The organism is Pleomorphochaeta sp., assembly GCF_050031695.1.
Lineage (GTDB): Bacteria > Spirochaetota > Spirochaetia > Sphaerochaetales > Sphaerochaetaceae > Pleomorphochaeta.
The window spans coordinates 66,249-78,835 of the sequence record NZ_JBNAIC010000013.1 but is presented as its reverse complement, the minus strand read 5'-3'; the positions used below and the strand labels follow the sequence as shown (position 1 = coordinate 78,835).

Here is a 12,587-nt window from a genome sequence, read left to right as displayed (position 1 = left end):
TATGGGTATTACTATTTTATTAGGAAGTCTTATATTACTTGTAGTAATAGGTGTCCCTCTTTGTTTCTCTATGGGGGCTTCAGGTTTATTATATTTTTTAATAATGAAACCAAGTTTAATTGGAATTTTACCTCAAAGAGTTTGGGCTGGTTGTTATAGCTTTGTATTAACTGCATTACCTATGTTTATTTTAGCTGGTGAGTTAATGAACCATGGAGGTATTACTAAAAGAATAATTAATTTTTGTTTATATATTGTAAGACCTTTTAAAGGTGGTTTAGCAGAAGTAAATGTTGTAGCTAGTATGATTTTTGGTGGTATATCAGGTTCTTCTGTAGCTGATACTTCAGCATTAGGATCTATTCTTATTCCTGAAATGGAAGATAAAGGTTACGATAAAGGTTTTTCAGCAGGGGTAACAGTTGCTTCTTCTACTATGGGAATGATTATTCCTCCAAGTATACCGATGTTAATGTATGCAATGATATCTAATGACTCAATTGGAGCATTATTTCTAGCAGGAGCTATTCCTGGTATATTAATTGGTTTGACCCAAGTTGTTGTTGTTCATTTTATTTCTAAGAAAAAAGGGTATTTAAGTAAAGAAAAAGCTCCTTTTGAATGGAAAGTATTTTTAAGAGAATTTGCAGATGGATTATTAGCGATTGCTATGCCATTAATAATTGTTTTATCTGTATCTTTTGGTATTGCTACTGCAACAGAATCTGCAGGTATTGCTGTATTATATGCTTTTATATTAGGTAAGTTTGTTTACAAAGAGTTAAATTTTACAGATGTATGGAAAGCTATTAAAAACACTGTTAGATTTTCAAGTTCTGTACTTTACATTGTTGGTTTTTCAACTATATATACATGGATATTATCAGTCGAACATGTTCCTCAAAATATTGCAAGTTTTTTAGTGAATTTAAATGTTCCAATTTTTGTAATATTTATTCTTGTTGATATAATCATTTTATTAGTCGGTGCTTTTGTAGATGTAGCTCCTGCAATTTATTTGTTAGGACCTGTATTAATTCCTGTTATGGGACAATTAGGAATGAGTTCACTACAACTTGGTGCATTATTAATAGTTGGATTAGCAATTGGTTTAGTTACTCCTCCTGTTGGTATGTGCTTAAATGCTGCAAATAAAATATGTAATATGAAAATTATGGAAATATCCAAAAAAGCTTTACCTTTTGTAGCATGTAATGTGTTTGTTATGGTATTGATAACCTTTGTTCCTTCTGTTTCTACATGGTTACCAAGTATAGCTTTTTAATTTTAAATTAGGATATTCAAATTTGAGATATGCTATTTATTAAATATATTTATGGCATTGTATTAAAATATTTTTTCATTAGTAATGATTAAATCATAATTTTAAATATTGAAGAAATATTTATAAATAATAAATAAAGGGGTATTTATGAAACGTAATGTTTTAGTTACCGGTGGAACTGGTGGTATAGGTTTTGCAATTGTAAAAGAATTTTGTTCTCTTAGTGATAATGTAATTTTTACAGATATTGATGAAGAAAAAGGTAAAGCAAAGTTAAAAGAATTGACAGATTTAGGCTATAATGCTGATTTTTATAAAGTTGATTCAACTTTAGAAGATGAAGTTAATGAAAAAATGGCTGTTATAGAAAAAAAATATGAAAAGTTAGATGTTTTAATTAATTGTGCTGGAGGATTAGGTGGTAGATCTAGGTTTGAAGAAATGGAAACATCTTTTTATAGATTTGTTATGGCTTTGAATTTGGATAGTGCATTTTTTACAACAAGAGCTTCCATTAAAATGCTTAAAAAGAGTGAAAATGCAAGTGTAGTTAATTTTGCATCTAATGCGGCTTGGAATGCAGGTGGTCCTGGAGCAGGTATTTATGGTACCTCAAAAGCTGCAGTTGTAACTCTTACTCGTGCACTAGCAAAAGATTTAGCTGAATATGGTATTAGAGTGAATGCGGTAAGTCCTGGAACTATTGATACACCATTTCATGAAAATATTAAAAAGACTAATCCTCAAGTATTTCAATCTTGGAAAAATAATATTTTACTAAAAAGATTTGGACAACCTGAAGAAGTTGCTTCAGTAATTAAGTTTTTAGCAAGTGAAGATGCATCCTTTTTAACTGGAGAAATAATCCAAGTTAATGGAGGTCAGGATTTTATTTAGAAATTTATAATTAATAGTGTATTGATATGTATTAATACCAATACACTAAAATATTTATTGTTTGTAAAAAAAATATTTTTGAAAATTATTATTATTTTACAAACTTAATAAATAATATAGAAAAATATAATACTAGAAAAAAAAAGTAATATTTGTTATTTTCTTATAGTGATATGTTGTAAAAGGTAGGGTTAAATTGGCTAAAGAACAAAAAGTACAATCAGTTGATAGAGTTTTTGATATTCTTGAAGTACTAGCTTCTTCAAAGGAAGGTATGACTTTAACTGAACTAAGTAATAAATTGACATTGTCTTCAAGTACGACACATAGATTGTTGAATGTTCTTATGCAAAGAAATTATGTAACAAGGCTAGATAATTCAAAAGTTTATGTAGTAGGTTTAGGTTTTTTATCATTAATTAGTAGTCGATTAAGTAGTTTAGAATTAAAGACAGAAGCTGATCCTATTTTACAGACTTTATCTCATGATTTAAATCAAGTAGTTTTTTTAGGGGTTAAAGATGATTATAATGTAATGTATCTCGACAAGAAAGATAGTAAAACTCAACAAGCGTATTGTGGTATTGGTTTTAAACTGCCATTACATTGTACAGGTTTGGGTAAAGCTTTATTAATGCAATATACTCCTAATGAAATTAAAAAATTATATGAGAATGTAGAACTTTTACCGTTAACTCCATATTCTATAAATTCTGTTGATAAATTAATTGCTGCTGTAGAAGAAAATAAAGCTCGTGGCTATTCTATTGACGATGAAGAGAATAAAGAAAATGTTGTTTGTGTATCTGCTCCTATATATGATTATAGAAATAAAATAATTGCTGCGATTAGTACATCATGGAGTAAAGATAGATTAAATCTTATGAATATAAATGCTTTAGCTGTTACTCAAGCTGCAAACAAAATTTCAAAAAGAATGGGATATATTGGGGAACATTAACTTAATTTATTAGTTTTATTTAATTGTATAAATTAAGGTTTCAGTACTGATATATTGACCTGCTGGTAAATTAGTTTTACCTTCCCAACTTAAATTAAATTCATATATTAATAAATTCGTAAAATAACCTTGAGGGAATAAATTAATATTGGTGATAGTATTAACTCTTGGTATTATCCCAGAATCGTAAAATATATCGTCATTATTTTCAGAATAAAATAAAATAAAACTAGAAGGAATTATTTCGACATTAAAGCTTAAAGAGTTATAATTATTGCCACTTGCATAAATTGCAATATTTTTTGTTTTCCCATCAGTTGTTAATGGAGTAATTGCTTGAATTTCATATGGCTGTGTTAAATCTTCAATGATTTCATCATTATATGTCATTTTATAACTTATTTCTTGGTTAGTAATATCAGCGCTTAAATTTATGAATGATTCATAGGAATAAAGAGGATTTATAAAAATAAAAGTTGATATAAAAATTAAATATATGATTCTTTTATTCATATTTGCTCCCCCCTAAATATATCAATATATATAAAATGAAAATTGATAATCCTTTTTCTACTATTAGTTAAAAAATTGTTCTTTATTTATTCTTCCTTCTTATAAATTGTAATACTTGCATTTTTAGCTGTAAATACTGAAAAGTATAATAAATTAGATAAATAACCTTTTTCTTAAATAAACACTACATTTAACTCAAAAAATAATAAGTTAGAAAAATCTTTATCTTGATAAGAGATAAAAGACTTTCTAACTATTAATATCTTTAACCTATTAATTAAAATCCAATCTTTATTATTTTTAATTCTCTAAAAAAATAGGGTATAAGGAGTTTTTAGTATTTTGATAGAAAAGAATTAGAAAAAGAAAAGATGTTATTTTTAATATCTAGTTTAATAATATATACATTTTAAAAATTATTTATAATTAGAGAAAAGGCTCCTTTTTTGACTAGGGAAAGAATTAAAAAGGAATTAAACACAAAAAAATTATTCTCTTCTTTTTTAGGTCAGAAAATATTCTAAATTAGTTTTATCACTTTCCAATTAGATAATTCTTCAAGGTCAGTTATATTTTATGTTATTATAATAAATCTAAATTTAAATATCGTCAATTATTAAATCAATAAAAAAATATAGTTTTTAGTAGCAACTACTTGATTAATTTCAAACTTTAAGTATTATATAGGTATAGATAGAATAATAAGTACATTATGTTTACTATTTTTTTTACAAATCATATGAAAAGTGTTTTTTATTTGAAGTTTTATGTTTTTTGTTATATTTTAGTTGACAATTTGAAAATGTTTATTGAAAATACTAATGAAGTTTTTTGTAAATGGAAATTTTTTTAATTTTGAAATAATTTCAATAGACAAATTGTAACTATAATAATAATAAGAGAGGAATAAAATATGATAAACTTATGTGCTTTAAGACAAATGATAATGGATCTTCATAGTGTTGAAGAACATTTAAAGGTAGATGTAGGTGTTACTTTTAACGAAGCGGCTATTTTATGTGCCATTGATACTGGATTTACAGAACCAGCTGCTATAGCAAAACAAATGAATCTTTCACCTTCTAGAACAAGTAGACTGCTTACTTCAGTAGAAGCAAAAAAACTAATAAACCGAAGGAATTCTCGTAGCGATAAAAGAGTTGTGCATATTTCTCTTTCTCAAAGAGGTCAAAAAGTATTAGCACAGTTACATGATTGCGATGCGAAATTCCCACCTTATATTGAAGAAGCAATATTAAAAGGATCCGAATTAATTGAAGAGCAATAAAACGTATGTAGTCGTTGGTGGTGTTGCAGGTGGTGCAGGTGTTGCAGCTCGTTTAAGAAGACTAGATGAGACAGCAACAATAGTCATGTATGAAAAAGGCCCTTATGTTAGTTTTGCTAACTGTGGATTACCTTATTATGCAGGTGGTACTATTAAAGAAAGAGAAAATCTTTTTGTAACACCAGTTTCTACTTTTACAAATGCATTTAATATTGATGTAAGAGTAGAGACAGAAGTTGTTTCTATTGATAGAGAAAATAAAACTATTAAAGCTATTAATGTTGAAACAAAAGTCGAGCATGAACAAAAATATGATAACTTAATATTAAGTCCAGGGTGTGAGCCCTTTATACCTCCTATTAACGGTATGGATGATGAAGCAGTTCTTACTGTTAGAAATGTGCCCGATATCGATAAAGTAGTTGAAAAAATATCTGATACTAAGAAAGCAGTAGTAGTAGGCGGTGGTTTCATCGGTATTGAAATGGCTGAAAACTTAGTTGAAAGAGGTATTGATGTTTCATTAGTAGAAGCAGCTGACCAAGTAATGATTACGATGGACATGGATATGGTAGCCCCAGTTCATGAAACCTTACGTTTAAATGGTATTAAATTATACCTTTCTCAAGCTCTCCAAGCTGTAAATAGAGTTGGTGATAAAGTAAATGTTGTACTTCCCAACTCTACAATAGAAAATGTTGATATGGTTATCCTTTCTATTGGAGTTAGACCTTCTTCTAAACTTGCGGCAGATGCAGGTTTAGAATTAGGACCTAGAGGCCATATCATTGTTGATAAATTATGTAAAACTAGTGATAAAAACATTAGTGCAATTGGCGATGTAATTGAATACCCTTCCCCACAACTAAATGGTAGCAATGCTATTGCTTTAGCTGGTCCTGCAAATAAAATGGCAAGATTATGTGCTGATGCAATCGTGAATGGAACATGTAGAGAATATGTAGGCACATATGGAAATAGTATTGCAAAAGTATTTGATTTAAATTGTGGTAGTGTTGGACTAAATGAAAAAATGCTAGATAAAGAAGGTATTGAATATGCGGTTGCTGTAACTCATGCATCCCATCATGCTGGATATTATCCTGGAGCATTATCACTCAGTGTAAAAATTCTTTATGAAAAAAATAGTGGAAAACTTTTAGGTGGACAAGCTGTAGGTTATGCTTCAGTTGATAAAAAACTAGATGTTTTATCTGCTTATATTTCTCAAGGAGCTACAGTAGAAAGTTTAGCGAATTTTGAACAAGCATATGCTCCTCCATTTAATGGTGCAAAAGATATTTTAAATATGCTAGGCTTTATAGTATTAAATCAGCTTGATGGTTTAGATCAAGTTATTGATTATCGTGAAGCAGAGAAGAAACTTAAAGAAGGTGCTTTCTTATTAGATGTTAGAACTCTTGATGAATATAAATTAGGTTCTATTGATGGATCTGTATTAATCCCTCATGCTGAATTACGTTCAAGGTTAAGCGAAATTCCAAAAGACCGTGATGTTATTATTATGTGTGGCGTTGGCCTTAGAGGTCATATTGCTTATAGAATTTTAGCTCAACATGGTTATACAAAAATATCTAATCTAACAGGTGGGTATAAAACTCTTAGAGCTATCATGGACGATAGAGAAGCTAGACATATTATCCCACTTGAAAATGTTCTTCAAAAAAATGTTTGTAATACTTTCAATATTGATTTAACTGATGAAGATATGATTGAAGTAGATGCTTGTGGTCTACAATGTCCAGGTCCTATCCTTCAATTAAAGAAGAGAGTTGATGATTTAGAAATCGGTCAAGTATTAAAGATTAAAGCTACAGATCCAGGTTTCCATAAAGATGTAAACTCTTGGTGTAAAATGACAAATAATTCTTTAGTTGATTTAAGTAAAAAGAATGGTGTTATTGAGGCTATCATTCAAAAAGGTAAAGAAAAACAATCTGATTTAGTTCAAAATAAAAATGGGGCATCAATTATTGTTTTCTCAAATGATTTTGATAAAGCATTAGCTTCTTTTGTTCTTGCAAATGGTGCTGCAGCTTCCGGTAAAGATGTTACGATGTTCTTTACATTCTGGGGTTTATCTGTACTTAGAAAAAAACCTAATACTAAAGTTAAGAAAGACTTTATGGGTAAAATGTTTGGGGCTATGCTTCCATCAGATATGGACCATTTGAAATTATCTAGTATGAATTTTGCTGGAATGGGACCAAAAATGATGAAATCAAGAATGAAGAAAAAGCAAGTAGATCAACTTAGATCAATGGTAGGCCAAGCTCGCCTAAGTGGTGTTAGAATGGTTGCTTGTCAAATGTCTATGGATATAATGGGTGTTGATGAAAAAGAATTACTAGATGGAGTTGAAGTTGGTGGTGTTGCAACTTATTATGAAGCTGCTAGTCACTGTGATGTAAACTTATTTATATAATTTTGATTAATTGATACAAAAAAACAACCTATATGAGCAATTAGCTTTATATAGGTTGTTTTTTTATTAAGGTTTATTTATCGTCTATTTGATTAATAATTTGAGCATCTGTTTTTAAAGGAATTACCTTTCTAATAAATGGTTGTATACCTTTATAAGTTTTTTGGAATTCGTCTTCACTTTCTTTTAATGCAGCTTGCCAAGCAGCTCCAAATCCTGGTGAATTAAGTGTTAATCTATCAACAGCTAGTTGATAAACATGGAACCTAGAAAGTTCTTTTCTACCAGGTTTTTGTGAATATGTTGAAACAGTAATTCTTAAATTTTCATTTTCTTTTTTTATAATTTCAAGTTCAGTTTTAAGCTTTTGTAAACCTTCACTTTCGATATCCATTCTGTCAGTAAGCATATTTTTTAATTTATTGATTTCTTGTTTATGTTCGAGTGCTTTTTTATGAGCTCTTGCACTCATAGAAATTAATACTACAATAGCGATAGCAATACCTATTGAAAGTCCGATTAATAATTGTTGCATATTTCCTCCAATAACAATAAAAGAATACTCTATAGGTATTCTTTTGTCAAAAGCTTTAATAAAAACCCAACTCATTTATTAATAATATGAGTTGGGTGTACTAACTTTGTTTTTAGAGTGATTTATTTAGAAAAGCGTTTTATAACAGCTTCTTTACTGTTTTCAATTGCTTCTGGGATAGATACTCTGTTTTCAAATACAGCCATATCTTTAAATCCTGTTCCAGTTAATAGAACACAAACATCTACATCTTCACCAAATTCTTTCTTTAAATGATCATTATCTTTTTTTAGAGCGGCAAATGCACATGCAGCTGCAGGTTCTACGAAAATTCCAGCTTTAGAAGTTAATTCAAGTTGTGCATTAATGATTTCTTCATCATCAACTTCAACACACCAACCTTTACTATCTCTAACATAATTAACAGCCATTCTACCGTTTGCAGGACAAGAAACGGAAATAGAATCAGCTCTAGTTGTTGCTTGTTCGATTGCATTGTAATTATTATTTTTAAAAGCTTGAGAAATTGCATTACTTTTTGTTGATTGAGAGCAAACAAGATGTGGAATCTTTTCAATTAAACCAGCTTCATAAAGATCGTAGAACCCTTTATAAACTCCACCAATAATACAACCGTCACCAACAGGAACGTAAACAACTTCAGGCACTTTTCTTCCCATTTGTTCAAATAGTTCGATTGAAATACTTTTTTTACCTTCAATTGTCATTGGATTATATGCTGTATTTCTATTAATTCCACCAAATTGTTCAGTATATGCGATACTTAGTGCAAATGCATCATCATAAGTACCTTTTACAGGAACTACAGTTGCTCCATATAATACACTTTGCATTAGTTTGTTTACAGGTGCAGTTTCAGGTACAAATAAGACTATATCTAATCCATAAGCAGCTCCTGCACAGCTCATTGCAGCTCCTGCATTACCAGTAGAAGCTAAAGCAATTTTATCCATATTATAATGTAGAGCTTGTGCTGCAATTAATTGAGATGCTCTATCTTTAAAAGATCCAGATGGAAGTTGGCTATCTAGTTTACATCTTAAATTAGGTAATCCTAGCTCTTTTGTTAATCTAATTGGATTGGCTAAAGGAGTTCCTCCAACTGGATATGTGTCTTTATTTGGTACTTCAAAAGGAAAAAAATCGTACATATCAACATGATCTTTTTCTTTTAATTTAGCTAAATCATCTTTGTTTAATTTAACTATTAAATTACCTTTAGGGAAAGTATTAGCTTCTTGATCTTTTGAACAATGTGGGCATTGATAAACTACTTCATCAGTTTCAAAAGTCCTTTTACAATCATTACATTCATAAGTATAACGCATTTTCTTTTTTATTCCTTTCATGATGAAGGACATGCAAATATGCATGTCCTCCCCATTATTTGTATAATTAAACTCCTAGAATAGGAAGTTATGCCATAATTTCAGCATTGAAAGCTTCAATTAATTCATCAATTTTAGATGTTAATTTTGGTAATTCAGTCCAATAATCTTTATCATACCATTGACGGTTAATTTCTTCATAAGTTTTACCTTGTTGTTCAACCCATGTGTAATATTTTAGGTTATGAATAGCTAGTCTATCGTAGTAACCTAATTCTTTCATGTTAGCAATGTTTTGACCCATTAATGCTTTATAGTAAATTCTTACGCTATCATCGTGGTCACAAACACCAATTTTTTCTTCTAATTCTTTTAGACGAGAAGTATACATTTCACTTGAGTCAGTTAAAACTGTGAAAATTACATCATTTTCATCATATTCAAAGAATTTTGCAACTTTCATAGCACCTAATACGTTACCAACACCACTGATACCATATAATTCTAACTTATCAATATCTTCTTGTTTAACACCTTGTTCTTTTAAGTATTTAATACCTTCTGGTTCGTTGAACATACGGTAAACGTCCATACAATCTTCATCGTCAATAGCTACAACTACATCAGTATTTTTTACATTATGAATCCAAGGAACGTGTTTATCACCGATACCTTCAATTCTGTGTCCACCAAAACCGTTTCTTAATAAAGTTGGACATTGTAGAGCTTCAGCTGCAACAACTTTAATTTTAGGATAAATAGTTTTTAAGTAATCACCAGCTGCTAAAGTACCACCTGAACCTGTTGCACTTACATAAGCTTTAACATCTTCATCTTTAATATTTAATTGTTTTAGAACTTCAGCCATTGCTCTACCAGTTACTTCATAGTGCCATAGGTAGTTTTCGAATTGGTCGAATTGGTTAAATATAACAATGTGACTTCCTCTTTCAGCATCTAATTCGTGACACTTGTCGAAGATTTCTTTAACGTTTGATTCACAACCAGGAGTTGCAATAACTTCACCAGCAACACTTTGTAACCAGTTAAATCTTTCTTGGCTCATTTCTTCAGGTAGAATAGCGATAGATTGACAACCTAATAAAGCTGAGTTATAAGCACCACCACGACAGTAGTTACCTGTTGAAGGCCAAACTGCTTGTTGGTCAACAGAATCAAAGTTACCAGAAACAAGTGCTGGAGCTAAACATGCATATGTTGCACCAACTTTGTGAACTCCACAAGGGAACCATTTACCACAAAGAGCAATAATTCTAGCTTTAACACCTGAAATTTCACGAGGAACTTCTAAGAAGTTAACTCCACCGAATTCACCACCTTTAGCTACAGCTTCATTGTGCCATGTAACTCTATATAGGTTAACAGGATCAACATCCCATAAGCCAGTGTTGTCAAGTTTTTTCTTAATATCATCTGAAACTAGGGAAGGGTCAATCATTTCTTTAAATGTAGGTAATAGGATACCTTTTTCTTTACAGCGTTGTACGTTTTTTGCCCTTACTTCAGGGTTTACGTTTAAATTAATCAACATAAAATTTATTTCCTCCAAGAAATATTGTAAATTTAACTAGACATAGTATTGTAATAAAATCAAAATTTGTAAAGTAAAAAATACAAATATTTATTTTTTTTATATCTTTTTTTCGTTTTTCCTTAAAATAATTATATATATTGATGTTTTCCAAAGAATTGAATAAAACCAATACTAAACAATATTTACTAAACCAATGTTAAGTTTATTGATATTTTCAACGAAAATATGTAAAAAAGTTTACATTTTTATCAAAAATAGTATAATTTAGCAATAATTAAAAATAATTTATTAAAAATTTATAGATAAACAAAAATAATTTCAATATAATTAAAAAAATATATCAAATTCAAAGAATGAGGAAATAAGATGACAGTTTTGTTGTTTGTAATCTATATAACTTTTATATCCTTAGGTTTACCTGACAGTTTGTTAGGTTCAGCATGGCCAATTATGCACTCCATACTTAACGTGCCACAAGAATATGCAGGTATACTATCCTTTGCTACATGTATTTGTACTGTTATTTCATCTCTTTCAGCTATGTGGTTAAATAAACATTTAGGGACAGGAAAGACGATTGCTATATCAACGTTGATGACTTCTTTTGCTTTATTTGGATATTCATTTTCTTCTTCTTTTGTTTTATTAATTCCATTATCATTAGTTTTAGGATTAGGTGCCGGTGCAATTGATTCTGCTTTAAATAACTATGTTGCTTTAAAGTATAAATCTAGTCATATGTCTTTCTTGCATGCTTTTTGGGGATTAGGTGCTACTGTAGGTCCTCTTATATTAAGTATCGGATTATCTTCTAATAATTATCAATTAGGGTATCGAATAATAGCTTCTATTCAATTAAGTCTAGCAGTAGTTCAATTTTTATTTGTAAAGCGATTTAATAGTGAAGAGAATCAAAAAACCATTAATAAAGATGGGAAAGAAGTTAGAAATATAATTGAAGGGACTTCTAGAGATTGGACAAAATATTTAGCAATGTTAGCTTTTTTTCTATATTGTTCAATAGAAACTTCAATGTTTGTTTGGGTCTCTACATATAGTGTAAATTATCTTAATTTTAGTATTGCTGAAGGAGCTAGAATCGCTTCTATGTTTTTTGTAGGAATAACTGGAGGCAGATTAATATCAGGGTTTATCTCTAATAAAATAAAAACGGTTCCATTAATATATATAAGTGCAATGATTTCTACAGTATTTGCATTAGTTATGATTTTAAATTTTAATAAATATATTAGTGCTCTTTCAATATTGTTTATAGGTATAGGTTTTGCACCATTATATCCTTCTATGATTCATAGAACACCAAGACGTTTTGGCTCTATTATTAGCCCAAAAGTTATTGGACAACAGATGGCGAGTGCCTATATTGGTTCTGCCTTTATGCCCCCATTAGTTGGTGTAATTATGCTAAGATTTGGGTATTTGTTTTTACCTTATTTAATTCTGATATTTTCTGTACTTATTATAATAGTTACAAAAATAATTGAATTACCAAAAGCACAATAAATATAAATTTGTTTAGTATTTTTTTCTATATAGTTCAATAAATTACTATATGATTAATTTTAAGTGAAAAAAAATAATGTGAATGACTGTATATTAATTTGTAGTTTTTTAATATTTATTAGAAAAATGTAAGGTTATTTAATTTATCGTATAATAAAAAGTTAAAAAATACTAAAAAGTACTATATTTATGCTTGTATACAAATGTTAATTACCATATAGTATGACACCATAT

The 12,587-nt window shown here is 29.3% G+C and carries 10 protein-coding genes; 6 read left to right on the top strand and 4 right to left on the bottom strand.

Features of this window, described 5'->3' with window-relative positions:
• The first annotated feature begins 1 nt into the window (after position 1).
• From ACPKM0_RS02085 to ACPKM0_RS02075, 3 genes are all read left to right on the top strand, one after another.
• Entirely contained in the window at positions 2-1,285 is a 1,284-nt protein-coding gene (locus ACPKM0_RS02085; protein WP_472473139.1) for a TRAP transporter large permease, read from the top strand.
• A 147-nt stretch (positions 1,286-1,432) separates the two neighbouring features.
• Complete coding sequence (locus tag ACPKM0_RS02080; RefSeq protein ID WP_472473138.1) at positions 1,433-2,182, top strand: SDR family NAD(P)-dependent oxidoreductase; 750 nt, start codon at positions 1,433-1,435, stop codon at positions 2,180-2,182.
• Positions 2,183-2,378: 196 nt separating this feature from the next.
• Positions 2,379-3,143, top strand: a complete 765-nt coding sequence (locus ACPKM0_RS02075; protein ID WP_472473137.1) for an IclR family transcriptional regulator — start codon at positions 2,379-2,381, stop codon at positions 3,141-3,143.
• 15 nt (positions 3,144-3,158) lie between these two features.
• Here ACPKM0_RS02075 and ACPKM0_RS02070 read toward each other — a convergent pair whose 3' ends face one another.
• Positions 3,159-3,656, bottom strand: a complete 498-nt coding sequence (locus tag ACPKM0_RS02070) for a hypothetical protein (protein ID WP_472473136.1) — start codon at positions 3,654-3,656, stop codon at positions 3,159-3,161.
• A 913-nt stretch (positions 3,657-4,569) separates the two neighbouring features.
• Between ACPKM0_RS02070 and ACPKM0_RS02065 the strand changes: the two genes are divergently transcribed.
• Both ACPKM0_RS02065 and ACPKM0_RS02060 read left to right on the top strand, forming a co-directional pair.
• Positions 4,570-4,944 carry a transcriptional regulator, SarA/Rot family gene (locus tag ACPKM0_RS02065; RefSeq protein WP_472473135.1) on the top strand — a complete coding sequence of 125 codons (375 nt, stop codon included), beginning with the start codon at positions 4,570-4,572 and terminating at the stop codon, positions 4,942-4,944.
• Entirely contained in the window at positions 4,931-7,390 is a 2,460-nt protein-coding gene (locus tag ACPKM0_RS02060) for a DsrE/DsrF/DrsH-like family protein (RefSeq protein WP_472473134.1), read from the top strand. Before ACPKM0_RS02065 ends, ACPKM0_RS02060 begins: the two co-directional genes overlap by 14 nt.
• 73 nt (positions 7,391-7,463) lie before the next feature.
• Here the strand turns inward: ACPKM0_RS02060 and ACPKM0_RS02055 are convergent, their stop codons facing one another.
• From ACPKM0_RS02055 to ACPKM0_RS02045, 3 genes are all read right to left on the bottom strand, one after another.
• Complete coding sequence (locus tag ACPKM0_RS02055) at positions 7,464-7,925, bottom strand: hypothetical protein (RefSeq protein ID WP_472473133.1); 462 nt, start codon at positions 7,923-7,925, stop codon at positions 7,464-7,466.
• Between the two features lie 122 nt (positions 7,926-8,047).
• The gene (locus ACPKM0_RS02050; RefSeq protein WP_472473132.1) at positions 8,048-9,307 is read right to left on the bottom strand and encodes a threonine synthase; all 1,260 of its coding nucleotides are present in this window, start codon (positions 9,305-9,307) and stop codon (positions 8,048-8,050) included.
• Between the two features lie 55 nt (positions 9,308-9,362).
• The gene (locus tag ACPKM0_RS02045; protein ID WP_472473131.1) at positions 9,363-10,826 is read right to left on the bottom strand and encodes a pyridoxal-phosphate dependent enzyme; all 1,464 of its coding nucleotides are present in this window, start codon (positions 10,824-10,826) and stop codon (positions 9,363-9,365) included.
• Positions 10,827-11,195: 369 nt separating this feature from the next.
• Between ACPKM0_RS02045 and ACPKM0_RS02040 the strand changes: the two genes are divergently transcribed.
• Entirely contained in the window at positions 11,196-12,353 is a 1,158-nt protein-coding gene (locus ACPKM0_RS02040; protein ID WP_472473130.1) for an MFS transporter, read from the top strand.
• Positions 12,354-12,587 lie beyond the last annotated feature (234 nt).

Excerpts from the sequence above, each read along its gene's own strand:
- ACPKM0_RS02085 (WP_472473139.1), top strand. The coding sequence starts at position 2 with ATGGGTATTACTATTTTATTAGGAAGTCTTATATTACTTGTAGTAATA.
- ACPKM0_RS02080 (WP_472473138.1), top strand. The coding sequence starts at position 1,433 with ATGAAACGTAATGTTTTAGTTACCGGTGGAACTGGTGGTATAGGTTTT.
- ACPKM0_RS02070 (WP_472473136.1), bottom strand. The coding sequence starts at position 3,656 with ATGAATAAAAGAATCATATATTTAATTTTTATATCAACTTTTATTTTT.
- ACPKM0_RS02065 (WP_472473135.1), top strand. The coding sequence starts at position 4,570 with ATGATAAACTTATGTGCTTTAAGACAAATGATAATGGATCTTCATAGT.
- ACPKM0_RS02055 (WP_472473133.1), bottom strand. The coding sequence starts at position 7,925 with ATGCAACAATTATTAATCGGACTTTCAATAGGTATTGCTATCGCTATT.
- ACPKM0_RS02050 (WP_472473132.1), bottom strand. The coding sequence starts at position 9,307 with ATGTCCTTCATCATGAAAGGAATAAAAAAGAAAATGCGTTATACTTAT.
- ACPKM0_RS02045 (WP_472473131.1), bottom strand. The coding sequence starts at position 10,826 with ATGTTGATTAATTTAAACGTAAACCCTGAAGTAAGGGCAAAAAACGTA.
- ACPKM0_RS02040 (WP_472473130.1), top strand. The coding sequence starts at position 11,196 with ATGACAGTTTTGTTGTTTGTAATCTATATAACTTTTATATCCTTAGGT.